The following is an 18,881-nucleotide window of genomic DNA, read 5'->3' on the forward strand; positions in this document are numbered from 1 at the left end:
GTCAGGAAATTCCCTTCCACGCCCGGAGTCGCTGTAGTACGCCCGGTTGCAGTCGCAGCGACTTCGGCCGATCCCGGAGCCCGTCGCCGAGCAGGTTGACACCGACGACGAGCAGCACGATGACGAGCCCGGGGAGCGTCACCAGCCACCACGAGGTGGTGATGTAGTCCTGCCCGTCGGAGATGATCCGGCCCCAGGTGGCGAAGGGACGTTGCGGTCCGGCACCGAGGTAGCTCAGCGCGCTCTCGAGGAGCACGGCCTGCGCGAGCAGCAGCAGCACGACGAGGGACGCCTGTTTGATGATGTTGGGGACGATGTGGCGGAGCAGGATGGCGGTGCGTCCGAGTCCCAGCACGCGGGACGCCGCGATATACGGTTTCTCGCGTTCGACGAGGACGAGTGAGCGGGTCAGCCGGGCGATCTCCGGCCACTGGGCGATGGCGATGACGAACGTGATGACCGGGATCGACGGGCCGAACAGGGCGACGACGAGCAGCAGCATCATGAGGAGCGGCAGCGACAGCTGGGCTTCGAGGAGACGGCTGACGACGGTGTCGGCCCAGCCGCCGAGGTAGCCGGCCAGTGCGCCGAGGCACAGGCCGATCAGTCCGGACACGACCACCGCGAGAATTCCGACCGTGAGCGATACCTGCCCGCCGTAGAGGACGCGGGAGAGGAGGTCGCGGCCGAGTTGGTCGGTGCCGAACAGGTGCCCGGGTGTCAGCGGTGGCAGCCGGCGCTGGGCGAGGTCGGTGGCGTCCGGAGACGGCAGGGGCAGTAATTGTGCGCAGGCGACCGGCACGATGACGGCCAGGGCGCAGATGCTGCCGATCCAGATCTTCACCCGGCTGTCGCGGGCGACACGGGTGGCACCGGCCCGGGCGATGTCGCGGCGGGTGACCGTGGACGGGCGCGCATGCGCCGGGGGATCGACGATGGTGGTCATTTACTCGTTCCCTTCCCGAGCCGGACACGGGGATCCAACAGCGGATAGCAGAGGTCGACGAGGAGCTGGACGAGGACGGCGAGCACCGCGGTCACCAGGACGGTGGCCTGGATGAGGGGGTAATCCCTCGTCTCGAGTGCGCGCACGACCAGCGAGCCGACGCCGGGCCAGGCGAAGACGACCTCGACCACGACGACGCCGTTGAGCATGGACGCGAACCGGGTGCCGAGCGCGGTCAGCACGGGGATCGCGGAGTTCCGCAGGGCGTACCGCCAGATGAGCTCGCGCTCCGGGACACCCCGCGAGCGGGCCACTGTCATGTACGGCGAGGAGAACGCGCCGACCATCTCGCGGCGCACCATGCGGGAGATCAGAGCGATCTGCAGGACGGCCACGGTCACGGTGGGCAGCACCAGGCTGGACCACGTCGTGAATCCGGCCGCGGGGAAAATCGGGATCAGGACCGCGAACACGGTGATGAGCATCAGTCCGGTCCAGAAGTCGGGCATGGACTGGCCGGCGATCGTGACGACGTTGGCACCGAGTTCGCGGCGGGTGTCGGCGCGGCGTGCCATCCACACGCCCAGCGGGATGGCCACCAGCGTGGTGAGCACGATCGCCGCGACGGACAGGGTGATCGTGTAGGGCAGCCGGGCGAGGACGACGTCGAGCGCGGGCGCCTGGAACGAGTACGAGGTGCCGAGATCGAGGTGGAGAAGGCCGCGCAAGTACAGCAGGTACTGGGTGAACACGGATTGGTCGAGGCCCATGTCCGCTCGGATGCGGTCGAGATCCTCGGTGGTGGCCAGCGGCCCGGCCATCGAGTAGGCGGGGTCGCCGGGCGCCATCCGGATGAGGACGAACACGGTGGTCAGCGTCAGGAAGACGGCGAGCGCGCTCGGTCCGAGGCGTTTGACGACGTAGCGGGGCATGGCCGCCGTCAGGACCTTCGGGACGGCGGAGCGGGTCCGGCGGGGAGCCGATGATGCCGAGCCCGGGGGCTGGGCTGCAAGCGCCGTGTCGGCGGCGTGCTGCGTCATGAGGTCACCGGCCGTTCGGGGTCTGCGTGAGGGGTCATCGTCGACCTTTCGATAACGCCCGCGATGGAGGAGTCGACACCGCGGCGTGTCGGGTACAGCAGCTTCATTTGTAACTCAGCTCACAATCCCACTTCTGCGCGTTGTGCGCAAGTCTTGAGCGCCATCTTGCGCATCTCAAGCAACTCTGAGTAGAGTTCGTATGTGCCGGCGATCACATCGCCTGGTGGGTAACCGCCTCGCGCCGTGCCTGATCGCTGCGCCCCACACCCATAGTCCCGAGAGGTCGACGATGACCAATTCTCTTTTCGAACAGCGTTTTTCGAGGAGAACGCTGCTCCGGTCGGGTCTTCTGCTCGGCGCCGGCCTCACGCTCGGATCCGCAGCGGGATGCGCGACGCCGACCGGAACACCCGGACCGAGGACCGTGAGCCTGGCCCTGAACCGATCGCTCGTCAGCCTCGACAACAAGCTGAACCAGTTCGACGCGGCGCTCACCGTCCAGCGCGGGGTGCGGCAGGCCCTCACCGAGATCGACCGGAACCTGCGGCCCCAGCTGGTGCTGGCCGACCGGTTCGAGCTCGTGTCGCCCACCCAGTGGTTCGTGCACCTGCGGCCCGGCATCCGCTATTCGGACGGCACCCCGGTGCAGGTGCGGGACGTCGCGACCGCGCTGCAGATGTACAGCCAGGTCGACGGGTCCTTCGTCGGCGGGTTCTTCCCCGAATGGCCCACGGTCGAGCAGATCGACGACACCAGCTTCACCCTGAACACCGAGCGCCCCGTCCCGGTGCTCGACTACCTCATGTCGAACATCCTCGTCACCCCGGCGGCCGCCAACCTTCCCGAGGAACTGCAGTCCGGTGTGGGAACCGGACCGTACGTCGTGACCGAGAGCGACCGCGGCACCGGCAACTACACACTGGTGCGCAACGAGAACTACTGGGGAACGCCGGCGCAGATCGAATCGGTGCGCGTCCGCTTCGTGCCCGACGAGTCGAACCGCGTCGTGACGTTGCGGAGCGGCGAGGTCGACGTCATCGACTCCATCACCCCGGACGCGGCCGACCAGCTCGCCGGACTGTCGGGTGTCTCGATCGACCGGATCGACGGCGTGCGACTGAACCAGCTCTTCTTCAATTTCCGGAAACCGCAGGGGCATCCGCTGGCCGACGCGCGGGTGCGCCGGGCCCTGACGTACGCGATCGACGGGCGAGCCCTCGTCGACCAGGTTCTCCAGGGCTCCGCCACCCAGTCGCGCGGGGTCATTCCCCTCACCCTCGACGGCGCCGTCGAGACCGGCGAATACATCTACGACCCGGCGCGTGCCCGCGGCGAGCTCGACGCCCTCGGCGTCCGCGACCTGGAGCTGAAGATCATCTGGGAGACAGGCGAGTTCGCCGCCGACACCGACATCATGGAATCGGTGCTCCAGATGCTGTCGGCGGTCGGCGTGCGAACCACCCTCCAGCAGTTCGAACCCGGCGGCGACATCTCGCAGTGGCGTCAGGGCAAGGCCGGCGACTGGGACGTGCTCGGCAACGGCTTCCCGAGCCCGACCGGTCTGGCCCTGACCATCATGCAGGGCATGTACGCCGGCACCGCGGAGAAGGAAGCGACCCGGGACACCTACCACGGGTACATCTTTCCCGAGATCACCCAGACCATCACCCGGGCTTCCGAGGAGGCCGACGCCACCCGGCGCGGCGAACTCCTCGCGGAGGCGCAACGCCGGATCTGGGACACGTGCCCGTGTCTGTGGTCGTTCGTCCCGAAAGCGGTCCTCGCGCGCCGCTCGCGGATCGACGGTGTCGCGTTGCGGCCCACGAACTCCTACGACCTGAGTGTCGCGGCGCTGCATGCCTAGACCTGACGCGACCGCCGCACCAATCCGCCCGCCCCTCACGACGCACTGGAGACGCCGATGACCACACCGAGTCCCGCAACCGCTACCCGACCGGCCGACGGCGTGGTCCGTGCCGCCGTCGAGGCGGGTCGCCGCGACGCTCTGCTCCCCGCGCCGCAGGTGCAGAATCACGCGGCGAATCTCACCGTCCTGCCCGACGGCTCCCTCGGGTGCGTGTGGTTCGCGGGCACCCAGGAAGGTGTGCCCGACATCAGCGTCTGGTTCTCCCGGCTGGTCCCGGGAACGGATCTGTGGTCCGAGCCGGTGCAGCTGTCCGACGATCCGACGCGGTCGGAGCAGAATCCCGTTCTGCACGTGACGAAGACGGGTGCCGTGTGGTTGCTGTGGACGTCCCAGCACGCCGGCAACCAGGACACGGCGCGTGTCATGCGGCGCATCTCCGACGACGGCGGCCGAACGTGGGGCGAGGCGCACATCCTGCTGCCGGAGACCGACGCCGGGGGCGTGTTCGTGCGGCAACCGGTGATCGTGCTCCCCGCCGGGCGGCTCCTGCTCCCCGTGTTCCACTGCGTCCGCATCGAGGGCCGCAAATGGGTCGGCGATCGCGACTACAGCAGCGTGATGATCTCCGACGATGACGGCGACTCCTGGCGTGAGGTGTCAGTTCCGGGCAGCGTCGGCTGCGTCCACATGAACATCGGCCGCCTCTCCGACGGCACTCTCGTCGCCCTCTACCGCAGCCGCTGGGCGGACTCGATCTACCGCAGTGTCTCGACGGACGACGGCGACACCTGGACCGAGCCGGAGGCCACCGAACTTCCCAACAACAACTCGTCCATCCAGTTCGTCGTGCTGTCCGGCGACCGGCTCGCGTTGGTGTTCAACGAGTCCAGCGCCGCGAACGCCACCGCTCGGCGGACGTCCCTGTACGACGAGATCGACGACGACGGCCTCGCAGACGCACCGCCCGCGGCGGCGGACGCGGAACCGGAACCTCTCGACGACGGCGACAGCCGGAGCGCGTTCTGGGGTGCCCCGCGCGCGCCGATGACGCTGGCGATGTCCGAGGACGGTGGCCGGACGTGGCCGCATCGCCGCGACATCGAGGTCGGCGACGGCTACTGCCTGTCCAACAACTCCCGCGATGGCCTGAACCGCGAATACTCGTACCCCAGCATCACCGCCGGGAACGACGGTCACCTGCACGTGGCGTTCACCCGGTTTCGGCAGGCGATCGAATACGTCGAACTCGATCAGGGCTGGGTCGCAGACGGGAGCAGGTCGTGACGCACGGCGACTCGAAGCGGGCCGTCGTGACCGGCGTCAGCTCCGGAATCGGCGCCGCCACCGCCCGCCGGCTTCTCGGCGACGGGTGGGCGGTCACGGGATTCAGCCGCCGGGATCCCGGCATCGACGACGACCGATTCCTTTGGACCGCCGTCGATCTCGGTGATCTCGATGCACTGTCGGAGCACGCGACGGCGGTCGGTCCGGTGGACGCCGTCGTGCACGCCGCAGGTCTGCAGTCGTCCGCGCCTCTCGGGAAGCTGCAGGTCGACGACGGTCTGGCGATGTGGCGGATTCACGTCGCGGCCGCCGAGGTCCTCGTCAATGCACTGGCCCCGTCGATGCGCGACGGAGGCCGGGTGGTCCTGGTCGGCAGCCGCACGATGTCCGGGACGGCGGGCAAGAGTCAGTACGCCGCCACCAAGTCGGCCCTTGTGGGGATGTCGCGGTCCTGGGCCGCCGAGTTGGTGGACCGGGCGATCGTGGACCGGGCGATCACGGTCAACGTGGTCGCGCCGGGGCCGACGGACACTCCGATGCTGAACGATCCGGCACGCACGTCGACGCCCCCGAAGCTTCCGCCGCTCGGCCGTTTCATCGCGCCGGAGGAGGTGGCGGGGCTGATCGGCTTCCTCGTCGGGCCGCTCGGCGGGAACATCACGGGTCAGGCGATCGTGCAGTGCGCCGGGGCTTCCCTGTGAACAGTCTGCGCGTAACGCGCATAACTGCTAGCATCAAATGCACGGAACGCGCATTTAATCGGGCAAAGGCGGCATCATGAGACCGAACTCGATCGGACTGGATCCGACCGTCGCGGTCTTCGCCGACGACCTGTCCGGCGCGGCGGAAGTGGCGAGCGCCTTTCTCGACCGGAGTGCGTCCCTGTCGCTGCGTCTCGGCGCCGGCGAGGCGCACGAGGCGGGCGGAGTCGTCGTGGCGGATCTCGACACGCGCTCGATGAGCGCCGAGGATGCGGCCCGGACGACGCGCCGTGCCCTCGACGGCGTGCCGCCCGGCACGCTCGTGGTGAAGAAGATCGACTCACTTCTGCGCGGGAACATCGGGGCCGAGGTGGGAATTCTCGCCGACGGCGGTCCGGTGGTCCTCGCAGCGGGCCTGCCCGCACTCGACCGGACCGTGCGCGGCGGAGTCGTGCACGTCGGTTCGACGCCGCTCCATGCCGCCGGCGTCTGGTCGGCGGAATCCGCGCCGCCGCCGGAATCGGTGGCCGCACTCTTCCCGGGCCGTCCCACGCGGTGCGTGCCCCGCGGTCCCGGAGTCGGACAGGCGCTGGCCCGCGCGGCGTCCGACGGCGCCATCGCGATCTGCGACATCGAGACCGACGACGACCTCGACGCGGTCGTCCTCACCTGCCGCACAATTCCCGGAGTGCGACTGGTCGGGACGTCCGCCCTCGCGGCGGCCGTGGCACGCACGCTGCCGATCCGGCCCGTTCCCAGCGCCATGCCGGAGCCCGCGGACTCCATCCTGATCGTCGTCGGAACGGCGGAACCCATTGCTGTGCAACAGGTTGCCGCACTCGTCGCCGATGGCGTCCGGCACGTTCCGGTCGACGCGTCGGACCTCCACCGCGACGGGGTGGACACGACACCACTCCGCCAGGCGCTCGACGACGGTCACGCCGTCGTGACGGTGTCCGGAGACGTCGACCCGTCGAATGCGCGGACTCTGTCGGCGGCGCTCGGCCGGCTGACCGGAGCCGTGCAGCGCGACCGAAGATCCGATCTCGTCCTCACCGGCGGCGAGACGGCGCGCGCCGTCGTCGACGCGCTGGGGATCACGTCGCTCCGACCGGTCCACGAGGTGCACCACGGCGCCGTCGTCTCCGTCGCATCCGACGGCCGTCGTGTCGTCACGAGGCCCGGCAGTTTCGGCGACTCGACCAGTCTCTCCGCGATCGCGGCCTACCTGCGCGGCCATCAGCCGCCCACCCACACCCCCACACAGCGAGGACCCCACATGAGCGCGTCAACAGATACCGCGACCCTTCCCGCCGTCGCCGTCACCATGGGCGACGGCGCCGGAATCGGCCCCGAGGTGATCGTTCCCGCCCTGCTGGACGAGGCCACCCGATCCTGGTGCAACCCGGTCGTCATCGGCGACGCCAAGCGACTGCGTCTCGCGGCGAACGTCCTCGGCATCGACGTCGACATCGTGACCGTCGAATCGATCGCCGACGCGCAGTCGGCGCCCGGGCGCGTCAACGTCATCGATCTCGACCTTCTCCCCGAAGACCTGGCGTGGGGTGAACTGTCGCCGGTCGCCGGTCACGCCGCGTACGAGTACATCCGCGTCGCCAGCGAACTCGCGGTGGCCGGCGAGGTGCAGGCCATCTGCACGGCCCCGCTCAACAAGGAAGCCCTGCACGCCGCAGGCCACATCTTTCCGGGGCACACGGAACTGCTCGCGCACCTCACCGGCACCGAGGAAGTGTCCATGATGCTGTCGACGCCGAAGCTCAAGGTCATCCACGTGACCACCCACATGGGCCTGCTCGACGCCGTCGCCAAGATCGAACCCGGACTGGTCGAGCGGACCATCCGGCGCGGACACGAGGCACTGGTGCGCTCGGGTATCCCGGAGCCGAAGATCGGGGTCTGCGGCATCAACCCGCACGCCGGCGAGCACGGGCTGTTCGGGTACGGCGAGGAGGAACAGAAGATCATCCCCGCCGTCGAGGTGCTGAAGGCGGATGGGATCGACGTCCACGGTCCCCTGCCGGCGGACACGGCGTTCTTCCTCGCGGGCCGCGGCGACTACGACCTCATCGTCGCGATGTACCACGATCAGGGCCACGGTCCGGTGAAGGTCCTCGGCATCGAGGCGGGCGTCAACATCACGGTGGGGCTGCCCGTCATCCGGACGTCCGTCGACCACGGCACGGCGTTCGACATCGCGGGCAAGGGTATTGCGGAGGCCGGTAGTATGGTCGAAGCTCTTCGTCAGGCTGCCGAATTGGCAACCAGCACAGCGGTTGTGAAGTAGGGGGACGAGACATGGCGGTTCGTGAGTCGGAAGCACGCCGATCCGAGATCGTGCGGCTGGCCCGGTCGAGCGGGCTGGCCAGCGTCGACGACCTGTCGGCGCAGTTCGGCGTGACCGCCTCCACCATCCGGCGCGACCTGAGCCAGCTGACGTCCCAGGGGCTGATCGCCCGAACGTACGGCGGTGCGATCGCGCTCGACCCCCAGCAGGAATCATCACTCCGCCAGCGCGCTCTCGAGGGGTTTGACGCGAAGCGCGCGATCGCCGAGTGGGCCGCGAGCCAGGTCCGCCCGGGTGAGACCATCCTCCTCGACGCGGGCACGACCGTGGGTGCGATGGGGGAGTTCCTGCGCGAGATCGAGGACATCACCGTCATCGCGGCGGGCCTGACGGCCCTCGAATCGCTGGCCGACGCCGACTCCGTGCGGGTCGAGTGCATCGGCGGAACACTCCGTCATCTCAGCCAGGGGTTCGTCGGACCGCTGGCCGAGGCGACGCTCCAGCGCGTCACGTTCGATCGCGCGTTTCTCGGCGCGGACGCGGTCACCGCGGATCTGGGGATCTGCGAAGCAGAACTGGAGCAGACGCGCCTCAAGGAGATCATGATCGCCCGCGCCGACGAGGTGTACGTGCTGGCGCACGCGGCGAAGCTCGGGCAGCGCCCGTTCCACGCCTGGGCGCCGATTCCCCCGGGAACCACCATCGTCACCGACGACTCCGCCGACACCGGGGAGACGGCGTCCTTCGAGGCCGCCGGGATGCGTGTCGTGCGCGTCTGACGCCGGTTTACCGCTTGTCCTTCTTCGCTTGTTTCCGGGCGCCCGCGGCGATGGTGGAGGCTTCGAACTTCTTGCGGCCGGAAGATTTCCGGGTGGCGTCGACGCGGGCCTTGCCGGACGAGGCGACCTTGCCGTCGCTGTCGCCCAGTTCGCTGAAGGACGGGGAGTCTGTGCGGGCGCGGGCGAGGCGCTCATCCTTCAGTTCGCGTGCGCTCGCCCGGGCGGCCGTCGCCAACCGGCGGCTCACCCTGCTCAGCGCGGCCTCGAAGACTTCCGCCTTCTCGGCGTTGCGGACGTTGGCCGCCTTACCGGCCCCGCGCGCGCCCTTGAATTCGACCTTCGCGGCGCCCTCCTGGCGGTACAGCTTGACGTGTTTGTTGCGGGCGCGCCGAACACGGGTGTGCAGCTTGATCAGTGTGTCCTCGTCCAAGTCGGCCATCTGCGCCTTCTTCGTCTCGCGGATCAGCACGAACTCTTCTTCGGACAGTGAGTTCAGGATCTTGTTCATGTCGGCTCCGATCCGGCCACAGGCCGTGGGTTGTGGTCATGGTAACCGGGAAACGTTCCCGTCGGTCCGTTTCGGTGAAGAGGTGGTCACCTCCCGGGAGAGTCGTCGATTGGTCTGCGCAAGTTGCCATTCCGTCTGCCGGGCCAACCGATCGACCTGGTCTGGGCCGAGGCGGTCGCACACGAAATCCCAGTGCACCGCCACCCGATCACCCACGGCGAGATCGTGCACGAAAGTTCCCTCGGGCACGCGGTAGTCGGCCGGGTCGTCCTGCTCGGGCCCGAGCGACAGCCGGGTCCCGTCCCACGACAGGCGACACGACCGGACGAGCGCACGATCGTGGTCGACCCCCACCACCTCACCCCAGCGGATGCGGCAGGAGTCGAGAACCTGCAGCGGCTGCGGCATCCCGGTGTCCAGGAGCCGCGACCACGGGTACACCCCGAACACGTGAAAGTTGTGGGTGGGCGCCGCCTCCCCGAGCAGGTCCGCGGTGAGGTGCTTCCAGTAGTGGCCGGCCTGCGACGCGAGGCGCGACAGCAGAGCGGAGCCGAACTCGGCCCGGTCGATGTGGTCGGACAGTTCGTCCGCGATCCAGTACCCCCGGACAACCCTCTCGTCCAAGGGGTCCGCGATTCCGGCGAGACGGGCGATCACCTCCTGGTACGGCCACGCGCCGCTGAACTGCCTCGCAATCGCCGCCACATCGGTGTCCGGCGCGCCGCCACACGCGACGGCCTGCAGTCGCTCCGAGCCCGGAGGACCGCAGTACCCCAGGGCATTCGGGGCGTGCGCGTACTGCGCGAACACGCGGTGCCCGGACGGCATCGAGTGTTCGCGCGCCGTCACCGGTCAGCCTCGCTGACCCAGCAATTGCGCCGTCTCGCGGTGCAGCCTGCCGAAGTTGTAGTACGCGGCGCACGCACCCTCGGGGGAGACCATGCACGTGCCGATCGGGGTTTCCGGGGTGCACGCCGTCCCGAACACCTTGCATTCCCACGGCTTGATGACGCCCTTGAGGACCTCGCCGCACTGGCAGGCCTTCGGATCAGCCACCCGCACACCCGGCATCGAGAACTTCTCCTCGGCGTCGAACTCGGCGTAGTTCCGGTGGACCTTGAGCGCGCTCTGCGAGATGAAACCGAGTCCGCGCCATTCGAAATGCGGGCGCAGTTCGAACGTCTCGGCCATCAGCTTCAGTGCCTGCACGTTGCCCTCCGCGCGCACCACCCGCTTGTATTGGTTCTCGATCTCACAGCGGCCCTCGCGAATCTGCTGGAGCAGCATGTGCACCGACGCGAGGATGTCGAGCGGTTCGAAACCCGCGACCACCATCGGTTTCCCGTACACCTCGGACACGAACCGGTACGGCCGCAGACCCACCACGGTGGACACGTGGCCCGGGCCGAGGAATCCGGACAACCGCAGGTCGGGGGATTCGAGGATGGCCTTGATCGGCGGCACGATCGTGACGTGGTTGCAGAACACGCTGAAGTTCGTCACGCCCAGCGCCCGCGCGCGCACCAGGGTCACCGCGGTGGACGGCGCGGTGGTCTCGAACCCGACGGCGAAGAACACCACCTGGTGGTCCGGGTTGTCGAGGGCCACTTTCAGCGCGTCCAGCGGCGAGTACACGAAGCGGACGTCGGCGCCGCGGGCCTTGGCCTCGATGAGATTGCCCTTGGATCCGGGCACCCGCATCATGTCGCCGAACGTCGTGAAGATGACACCGGGCTGCTCGGCCAGCCACATGGCGTCGTCGACGCGGCCCATCGGGATGACGCACACCGGGCATCCCGGGCCGTGCACCAGTTCGACCGATTCCGGCAGGAGATGCTCGATGCCGTGCCGGTAGATGGTGTGGGTGTGCCCGCCGCACACCTCCATGAACTTGAACTCGTCCCCGCGGGCCAGTTCGGTGATGGATTTGACCAGGGCGCGCGCCGCCGCCGGGTCCCGGAATTCGTCGACGAACTTCATCCCTGTTACCTCGTTCTTGCTGTTGTCACGCGATTTCGGACGAGTTGAACGCGTCGATCTCGTTCACGTAGTCGGCGCCCATCTTCTGCACCTGATCCAACGTCAGCTGCGCCTCGATCTCGTCGATCTTCGCCATCGCGAAGCCGACGTGCACGAGCACCCAGTCACCGACGACGAGACCTTCTTCGGCGAGCAGTCGCACACTGATCGTTCTCTGGACGCCGTTCACGTCCACCTTGGCCAGATGCTGTTCGGCGTCGACGATGTCGACCACCTGACCGGGTATCCCCAGACACATCGTGGTTCTCCTTCTCGGGCTGTACTTCAGCAGATTCGGGGGAGCGGGTCGCCGACGAGCATGTCGACGATCCGGCTGCCGCCGAACGAGGTTCGCAATGCGACGATGCCCGGCGGTTCGGCCAGGATCTCGCCCACCGCGGTCGCGGCGGCTCCCCGCGGGTGGGCCCGCAGCGCCGCGACGGCCGCGTCCGCCTCCTCCGCCGCGACGATGGCGACGAACTTGCCCTCGTTCGCGACGTACAGCGGGTCGATGCCGAGCATGTCGCAGGCGCCGAGCACCTGAGGCTCGATGGGCAGCGACTGCTCGTCGATGATGACGGCGAGTTGTGAGGCGTGGGCAAGTTCGTTGCACACGGTGCCGACGCCGCCGCGGGTGGCGTCCCGCATCCACCGCGTCGACGGGGCCGCCTCCAGCAGCGTCTCCACCAGGGAATTGACGGGGGCCGTGTCGGACGCGATGTCGGCTTCGATGGCGAGGTCGCCGCGGGCGAGCATCACGGCCATCCCGTGGGCGCCGATGGTGCCCGACAGCAGCACCTTGTCGCCCGCGCGCACGAGGTCGGGCGACAGCCGCCTGCCCTCCGGGATGACCCCGACACCGGCGGTGGAGATGTAGACGCCGTCGGCGGCGCCCTTGCCGACGACCTTGGTGTCGCCGGTGACGATCTGCACGCCGGACAGGACGGCCGCCTCGCTCATGTCGGCGACGATCTCCCGCAGTTCGGCGATCGGGAAACCCTCCTCGATGACGAACGCCGCCGACAACCATTGGGGGCGCGCACCGGACACGGCGAGATCGTTGACGGTCCCGTGCACCGCGAGATGCCCGATGGAACCGCCGGGAAACCGCAGCGGCTGAACCACGTACGAGTCGGTCGAGAACGCGAGCCGCTCACCGGAGGGCATCGTGAGCGCGGCGGCGTCACCGAGTTGCTCGAGTTCCTCGTTGCGGAACGCCTCCACGAACACCGCGTCGACGAGCGCGGCCGACGACTTTCCGCCGGCGCCGTGCGCGAGCGTCACCACCTCGTCCAACAATCGCGGCCTGCGCTGCCGGAACTTGTCGATCCGCTCCAGCACCCGGTCTTCGCGTTCCGCCGACGTGGCCGGTTCGGTCGTGCTCATGAAGCCTCCCCAGAATCGGGAGCGACCCGCTCGGCAGAATTCGGGGCGGGCCGCGACATGTGTTCCTGGGCCACCGACCACAGTCGGTACCCGAGCATCGCGTGGCTCTCCTGGATCCGGTGGATGCTCTGCGAGTGGACGGTGTAGCAGAAGTCGAGTTCGCCCGCGGACGCCATCGCCGCCATCCGGCCGCCCTCGTGTCCGGCGAACCCGATGGTCAGCAACCCCCGCTGCTTCGCCTCGGTGAGCGCGGTCATCAGGTCGTCCGAGTTGCCCGACGTCGACAGCGCGATCGCGACGTCGCGGTCCCGGGCGTGGGCGATGATCTGCCGTTTGAAGATCAGATCGAAGCCGACGTCGTTGCCCAGCGCCGTCACCACGGCCTGATCGGCGGCCAGCGACCAGGCCGCCACCGGACGTCCGCGGGCGGGACGGCTGAACAGTGACGCCAGGGTGGCGGCGTCGGTGGAACTGCCGCCGTTGCCGAACGTGTACAGTCGGCCGCCGCGGCGGAACCGGTCGGCCATGTCGATCCCGGCCGCCGTGAGACCGTCCCCGTATTCGTCGAGGGACTCCTTCTGCAGGCGCGCGCTCTCGGCGGCCTTCCCCCGGGCGGAGGCGGCGAGGTCGTCGAGGAGGCTCTGGGCGTCGGTTTCCTCCGAGTCGATGAACGGGTAGAGGAAGCTGGTGCTCTCCGAGTCGTGGGTGGTCATCGGTTCGCCTCCTGGCCCGGGTCGTCGAGTCGCGTGATCGCCGCGCCCGCGTGCACCAGGACGAGGTCGTTGGGCCGGACGTCGCCGAGGACGCTGACGTCCACCCATTCCTCGCCGGCGGCCGTGCGGACCAGGGCGGGGCCGAGGGGTTCGGCCGGCTCGATCACCACCTCACCGAGACGGCCCTCGTCGCTGCACGTGACGCAGACCGTCTCGTCGCACCCGTCGGCGTCGGGCTTCAGCAGTCCCGAGTGCTCGAAGCAGACGTGCGTGAGTTCCCACAGCAGGTGGTACATGAGAACGAACCGGCCGGTGGCCGGCACCATCGGATCGTCCGAGTCGACCCAGAGAATGTGGTTCGCCGCGCCGGCCGGCGGCCGCGGGCCCGCCCCGATCCACAACGTCATCGCCCCCCACGCCGGCGCGCGGCGCATCGCGTCGACCACGGCGGGTTCGTTCGCGGACGCCACCGCCAGCAGGATGTCGCCGGGCCTGCTCGCCACCCGGGCCTGCGCCACCGGATCGGGTTCGACGAGGGCCACCGACGGCAGCGCCCGTTTGCCCATGATCACGGGATGGACGAATTCGACGGCGACGTGATGGGCGTGCGGTTCCCATTGCGGGGAGATCACCCAGAGCGTCGCGCCGTCATGGAATTTGCGGGCGAGCGACAAGGCCGCGGCGGCGAGATCCGCGGACAGGTCCGTGTCGACGAGGTGCCCGCCCGTTTCTGCGGTGGTGGTCATTCACTAGCTCCCGTCCCGGACCGGCCGGTCGGGGGCTGCCGACGTCACGGTCCGCGCATGGTCGCCGCGGCACCGATCACCGCCTGGCCGAGGCAGAGTCCTCCGTCGTTGGGAGGCACCCGGTGGTGGGTGAGGACTCGATAACCGCTGCTCTCCCAGTGTGCTCTCACCAGTGCGAGGAATAAACGGTTTTGAAAGACTCCTCCGGTCAGCCCGATCGTCGACGCACCGGTCGCGGTGGCGGCCCGGTCGACGAGGTGCGCCGTCGCGGCCGCGAGGGCATGGTGGAAGCCGAGCGCGAGCGCCGCGGGCGGGATTCCGTCGCGCAGACTTGTGACAATGCCGGACACCAGAAGAGGCAGAGTGAGCTGGTCGTTCTCCACCTGCATGGTGAGGGGCGCGGGGTGCGGGGCGGTCCGGGCGAGGGCCTCGAGTTCGATGGCCGCCTGCGCCTCGTACGTGACCCGGTGCCGGACCCCGAGCAGCGACGCGACGCCGTCGAACAGGCGGCCCGCGCTCGTCGTCCTGATGCATCCGACACCCGAGACGAGTTGCGATTCCACGGCCGCGCGTTTCGCGGCGGGGATCGCCTCGACGCACGGCAGGCCGTCGACGTCGCTGATCCCGCACTCGTGCAGCAGCGCCAGCGCTACCCGCACCGGATTCCGGACGGCCGCGTCGCCGCCCGGCAGCGAGAACGGCTGCACGTGCCCGACCCGCCGCGAGTCGAGGACGTCCGGGCCGACGAGGAGGAGTTCACCGCCCCACACGGTGGTGTCGCACCCGTATCCGGTTCCGTCGAACGCGACCCCGAGCACCGTCGTCCCGACCAGCCCGTGTTCGGCCATCAGCGATGCGACGTGCGCGTGGTGGTGCTGCACGGTGAGCAGTGGGACGCCGGTGCTGTCGCTGTAGCGGCGGGCCCAGTGGTGCGTCGAATAGCCGGGGTGACGGTCGGCGACCACCGCTTCCGGGGCGATCCCGTGCAGATGCGCCAACTGCCGCACCGACGTCTCGAACGCGTGCTGACTCTCCAGGCTGCCCATGTCGCCGAGGTGCGCCGAACAGAACGCGTAGTCCTGCCGGGTCAAGCAGAAGGTGTTCTTGATCTCCGCGCCCACCGCCAGGATTTCCGGGCCCCGCGCGGGCAGCACCACCGGCAGCGGCGCGAACCCGCGCGAGCGCCGGATCGGCAGCACCGCCCCGTCCGCCACCGCCAGCACGGAATCCTCGCACGGCACCGCGATCCGGCGGTCGTGGAACAGGAATGCGTCGGCGATGTCCCGCAGCCGGGTGCGGGCGTCGTCGTTGTCGAAACACAGGGGTTCGCCGCTGAGGTTGCCGGACGTCATCACCAGCACCCGCGGTGGTTCGACGTCGCTGCCGGGTGTCCGGGTGAACAGCAGGTGATGCAGCGGGGTGTACGGCAGCATCACGCCGAGGTCGTCGATCCCGGGCGCGATGCAGTCGGCGACCGACGCGGTGTTCTTCTTGCGCAGCAACAGGATCGGCCTCGCCGCATGCCTCAGCAGCGCGCTCTCGGGTTCGGAGATCTCGCACAGTTCGGCGGCGACCGGCAGGTCCGCGGTCATCACCGCGAACGGTTTGTCCGGGCGGTGCTTGCGTGCCCGCAGAGTCTCGACGGCCGCGGGGTTCGCGGCGTCGCAGACGAGGTGGAACCCGCCGAGACCCTTGACCGCCACGATCCGGCCGTCCCGCAACGCCCCCTGCACCGCGGTGAGCACGGCGTCGTCCCCGTCCACCCGGCGACCGTCGATCTCGGCGAACAGGTGCGGACCGCAGTCGGGGCAGCACACCGGCTGCGCGTGGAACCGGCGATCCGCGGGGTCGCGGTACTCGGCCAGGCACACGTCGCACATTGGGAACTCGGCCATCGTGGTGTTCGGCCGGTCGTAGGGAAGGTCGGTGATCACCGTGAACCGCGGCCCGCAGTTGGTGCAGTTGACGAACGGATGCCGGTAGCGGCGATCGCGGGGATCGGCCAGTTCGCGAAGACAATCCGCGCACGTCGCCACGTCCGGCGACACCAGCGTTCGTGCGCCGGGGACGTGCCTGCTGTCGATGATCCGGAACGACTCGTCCCCGCGCACCGGCACGGGCTGGACCGTCGCGTCGACGATCACGGCCATCGGCGGCGCGTCCGTGCGGAGCCGCCGCACGAACGCCGACACCGACGCCGGTTTGCCCTCGATTTCGATGAACACGCTGACGTCGTCGTTGCCGCAGTGGCCGTGCAGCCCCAGGTCATCGGCCAGTCGCGCGACGAACGGGCGGAAACCGACCCCCTGCACGACCCCGTGGACCGTGATGCGCGATCGTTCGACCGTCATCCTCGGATGATTCCCCCGCCGAGGTGCGGGGCGCAAGAGCCGCGGTCGCGGTCGGGGCTGCCGGATCACTCGCTGTCGACGGAGCGCGCACCGGTGATCGTGTCGATCAGCCCGTAATCACGGGCCTCGTCGGCGGTGAGGATCCGGTGGTCCCGCATGTCTGCGATCACCGTGTCGACGGGACGCCGGCAGGAATCGGCGATCCGTTGCTGCAGCCTCCTGAGTTGCTGCTCGTGCTGTTGCGCGGCGATGGCGACGTCCGACGCCGGACCGGTGCAGGACGTTCGCGGTTCGCGGAGGTGGAACGAGGTGTGCGCCGCCGCCGTGCGGCGGTTCGCGGGCGCGAGGAGGGCGATCGCCATTCCGCGTACGTCGCCGCGGCAGTGCACGTGCAGTTCGACCCCCATCAGGTCGAGGGTGTCGAGGAGCGTGGCGGCTGCGTCGACATCGGCGTCGACGCCGTGCAGCCACAACTGGACCTCGTCGTCGCCGGACGCGTCGAGCAGCGCCAGCGACGCCGCCGCGCGGTTCTCGGCTTCCGCGTCGAGCCGGCCGGTGAGCGAGACGATCCGCTTGTCGAACAGGCGCTCGGCCAGCCAGTCGGGACCACCGGTAGCACCGACGGACGTGACAGGCATCGGTGCGGCCGGTAACCGGGGGTCCGGCTGCCAGGGCGTGTGAAACGGCGGGACCGACGGTGGGGTGGGTGGTGGCCAGATCATGATGACTCCCGGTGCGGTGAGATCGTCCAGTCGACCGTCCGGCCCACGGCCTCCGCGTACCGCTCGAGTGTCGAGAGGCGCGGATCGACGTCGCCGCGTTCGAGCCGGGCCACCGCCGACTGCGACGTGCCCATGTGGGCGGCGATCTCCGTCTGCGTCAGACCCCGCTCGCGGCGGGTGGTGACGAGCTCGTCCAGCAGCGCTCGACGCCGATCGGACAGGTGCCCCAGTCCGGGAAACGACGTGCGTCGAGGTGTGGTCGACATACCATCGATGATATCTCGAAAACGGTATACGGAGGGGTGCTCATGGCGAAGGTTCGTGCGGCCGTCATCGGCGGCGGCATCATCGGTCTGGCGGTCGCCCGGGAACTTCTGCACCGGATGGACGCCGTCGAGGTGACGCTGTTCGAGAAGGAGTCGCGGGTCGCGGCCCACCAGACCGGGCACAACAGCGGCGTCGTCCACGCCGGCCTCTACTACCCGCCGGGCAGCCTCAAGGCGCGCCTGTGCCGCCGCGGCGTCACCCTTCTGCAGCAGTACGCAGCAGACAAGGGCGTGGCCTACGAGGAATGCGGCAAGGTGGTGGTCGCTCACGACTCGTCCGAAGTGGCGCGGATGGATGCCATCTTCGACCGAGCGGTGGCCAACGGGGTCCCCGGTATCCGCAAGATCGCGGGGGCGGAGATCCCCGAGATCGAACCGCACGCCCGCGGGGTCGCCGCCCTGCACTCGCCGCACACCGCGATCATCGACTACGTGGCGATCGCGGAGGCCCTCGCCGCGGACATCGCCGCCGCGGGCGGACGCGTACTCCTCGGCCGGGAGGTCGTGGGCCTGGACAGCCGGGCGTCGGAGACGGTGGTTACGACCGGGAACGGCAATGAGGCCTTCGACCTGGTGGTCACGTGCGCCGGACTGCAGTCCGATCGGGTGGCGCTGCTGTCGGGGGAACCGCGAACACCGCGGGTGGTGCCGTTCTTCGGCGACTACTTCCTGCTCGAGCCGGAGCGGTCTTCACTCGTGAAGGGGCTGATCTACCCGGTCCCGGATCCGCGGTACCCGTTCCTCGGGGTCCACCTCACCAAGCGGATCGACGGTCGAATCATGCTCGGGCCGAACGCCTTCCTCTCCCTCGGGCGGGAGGCGTACGACCGTCGGGGATGGTCGGCGTCGGACGTGCTGTCGGCGGTCGGCTTCCCCGGATTCTGGCGGTTCGCGGCGCGGAACACGGCGGCGGCGGTCCGCGAGGCCCGCACCGTCCTCAGCACGGGCCAGTTCGTGAAGGAGGCACAGAAGTACGTGCCCGACGTGCGACGCTCCGACGTCACCCGCGGCCCCCGGGGCATCCGCGCCCAGGCGATGAACGCCGACGGCAGCCTCGAGGACGACTTCGTCATCACCGGGGGACACCGCGTGATCCACGTCCGCAACGCGCCGTCACCGGGTGCGACGTCGTCCCTCGCCATCGCCGAACACGTCGTGACGGAAGTTCTCGAACGCACGTCCACGTGA

18 protein-coding genes are annotated in these 18,881 nt (G+C 69.2%); 6 read left to right on the forward strand and 12 right to left on the reverse strand.

All coding sequences use genetic code 11. The features are described from left to right. Nucleotide 1: 1 nt before the first annotated feature. Both ACFU5V_RS01680 and ACFU5V_RS01685 read right to left on the reverse strand, forming a co-directional pair. Nucleotides 2-946: an ABC transporter permease gene (locus ACFU5V_RS01680; protein ID WP_378696339.1), complete on the reverse strand. Its 945-nt coding sequence runs from the start codon at nt 944-946 to the stop codon at nt 2-4. Beyond that, entirely contained in the window at nt 943-1,878 is a 936-nt protein-coding gene (locus ACFU5V_RS01685) for an ABC transporter permease (protein WP_378696737.1), read from the reverse strand. Before ACFU5V_RS01685 ends, ACFU5V_RS01680 begins: the two co-directional genes overlap by 4 nt. 397 nt (nt 1,879-2,275) lie before the next feature. On the opposite strand from ACFU5V_RS01685, the gene ACFU5V_RS01690 reads away from it, so the two are divergent. The 5 genes from ACFU5V_RS01690 (at nt 2,276) to ACFU5V_RS01710 (ending at nt 8,922) form a co-directional block, all read left to right on the forward strand. Beyond that, nucleotides 2,276-3,850: an ABC transporter substrate-binding protein gene (locus tag ACFU5V_RS01690; protein ID WP_378696341.1), complete on the forward strand. Its 1,575-nt coding sequence runs from the start codon at nt 2,276-2,278 to the stop codon at nt 3,848-3,850. Between the two features lie 57 nt (nt 3,851-3,907). Further along, entirely contained in the window at nt 3,908-5,137 is a 1,230-nt protein-coding gene (locus tag ACFU5V_RS01695; RefSeq protein WP_378696343.1) for an exo-alpha-sialidase, read from the forward strand. Beyond that, complete coding sequence (locus tag ACFU5V_RS01700; protein ID WP_378696345.1) at nt 5,134-5,838, forward strand: SDR family NAD(P)-dependent oxidoreductase; 705 nt, start codon at nt 5,134-5,136, stop codon at nt 5,836-5,838. The genes ACFU5V_RS01695 and ACFU5V_RS01700 overlap by 4 nt, the downstream gene beginning before the upstream one ends. A 76-nt stretch (nt 5,839-5,914) precedes the next feature. After that, nucleotides 5,915-8,143, forward strand: coding sequence for a 4-hydroxythreonine-4-phosphate dehydrogenase PdxA (pdxA, locus tag ACFU5V_RS01705; RefSeq protein WP_378436857.1), 2,229 nt, complete (start codon nt 5,915-5,917; stop codon nt 8,141-8,143). Nucleotides 8,144-8,154: 11 nt separating this feature from the next. Beyond that, nucleotides 8,155-8,922 carry a DeoR/GlpR family DNA-binding transcription regulator gene (locus ACFU5V_RS01710; RefSeq protein ID WP_378696347.1) on the forward strand — a complete coding sequence of 256 codons (768 nt, stop codon included), beginning with the start codon at nt 8,155-8,157 and terminating at the stop codon, nt 8,920-8,922. 7 nt (nt 8,923-8,929) lie between these two features. Here the strand turns inward: ACFU5V_RS01710 and ACFU5V_RS01715 are convergent, their stop codons facing one another. The 10 genes from ACFU5V_RS01715 to ACFU5V_RS01760 all read right to left on the reverse strand — a co-directional run bounded on the left by ACFU5V_RS01715 (nt 8,930) and on the right by ACFU5V_RS01760 (nt 17,633). Further along, nucleotides 8,930-9,430: a hypothetical protein gene (locus tag ACFU5V_RS01715; RefSeq protein ID WP_378696349.1), complete on the reverse strand. Its 501-nt coding sequence runs from the start codon at nt 9,428-9,430 to the stop codon at nt 8,930-8,932. A 36-nt stretch (nt 9,431-9,466) separates the two neighbouring features. After that, on the reverse strand, nt 9,467-10,258 hold the full coding sequence (locus tag ACFU5V_RS01720) for a DUF6390 family protein (RefSeq protein ID WP_378696739.1): 792 nt from the start codon (nt 10,256-10,258) through the stop codon (nt 9,467-9,469). Nucleotides 10,259-10,282: 24 nt separating this feature from the next. After that, a complete protein-coding gene (hypD, locus tag ACFU5V_RS01725; protein WP_087558187.1) occupies nt 10,283-11,410 on the reverse strand; it encodes a hydrogenase formation protein HypD in 1,128 nt (375 codons plus the stop codon). 25 nt (nt 11,411-11,435) lie between these two features. Beyond that, nucleotides 11,436-11,708: a HypC/HybG/HupF family hydrogenase formation chaperone gene (locus ACFU5V_RS01730; RefSeq protein WP_005244643.1), complete on the reverse strand. Its 273-nt coding sequence runs from the start codon at nt 11,706-11,708 to the stop codon at nt 11,436-11,438. Nucleotides 11,709-11,734: 26 nt separating this feature from the next. Continuing rightward, nucleotides 11,735-12,835, reverse strand: a complete 1,101-nt coding sequence (gene hypE, locus ACFU5V_RS01735; protein WP_378696351.1) for a hydrogenase expression/formation protein HypE — start codon at nt 12,833-12,835, stop codon at nt 11,735-11,737. After that, the gene (locus tag ACFU5V_RS01740) at nt 12,832-13,548 is read right to left on the reverse strand and encodes an SIS domain-containing protein (RefSeq protein WP_378696353.1); all 717 of its coding nucleotides are present in this window, start codon (nt 13,546-13,548) and stop codon (nt 12,832-12,834) included. Before ACFU5V_RS01740 ends, hypE begins: the two co-directional genes overlap by 4 nt. After that, the gene (locus ACFU5V_RS01745) at nt 13,545-14,294 is read right to left on the reverse strand and encodes a hydrogenase assembly protein HupF (protein WP_378696355.1); all 750 of its coding nucleotides are present in this window, start codon (nt 14,292-14,294) and stop codon (nt 13,545-13,547) included. Before ACFU5V_RS01745 ends, ACFU5V_RS01740 begins: the two co-directional genes overlap by 4 nt. Before the next feature lie 44 nt (nt 14,295-14,338). Beyond that, nucleotides 14,339-16,645 carry a carbamoyltransferase HypF gene (gene hypF / locus ACFU5V_RS01750; protein WP_378696357.1) on the reverse strand — a complete coding sequence of 769 codons (2,307 nt, stop codon included), beginning with the start codon at nt 16,643-16,645 and terminating at the stop codon, nt 14,339-14,341. 65 nt (nt 16,646-16,710) lie between these two features. Beyond that, nucleotides 16,711-17,283: an ATP-dependent Clp protease proteolytic subunit gene (locus ACFU5V_RS01755; RefSeq protein WP_378696359.1), complete on the reverse strand. Its 573-nt coding sequence runs from the start codon at nt 17,281-17,283 to the stop codon at nt 16,711-16,713. Between the two features lie 80 nt (nt 17,284-17,363). Further along, nucleotides 17,364-17,633 carry a helix-turn-helix domain-containing protein gene (locus tag ACFU5V_RS01760; RefSeq protein WP_378696361.1) on the reverse strand — a complete coding sequence of 90 codons (270 nt, stop codon included), beginning with the start codon at nt 17,631-17,633 and terminating at the stop codon, nt 17,364-17,366. A gap of 42 nt (nt 17,634-17,675) precedes the next feature. Here ACFU5V_RS01760 and lhgO point away from each other — a divergent pair, with 42 nt between their 5' ends. Beyond that, nucleotides 17,676-18,881 (forward strand): L-2-hydroxyglutarate oxidase, encoded by a 1,206-nt coding sequence (lhgO, locus tag ACFU5V_RS01765; RefSeq protein ID WP_378696363.1) that lies wholly within the window; start codon nt 17,676-17,678, stop codon nt 18,879-18,881.

The organism is Rhodococcus sp. NPDC057529, assembly GCF_042802055.1.
GTDB lineage: Bacteria > Actinomycetota > Actinomycetes > Mycobacteriales > Mycobacteriaceae > Rhodococcus_F.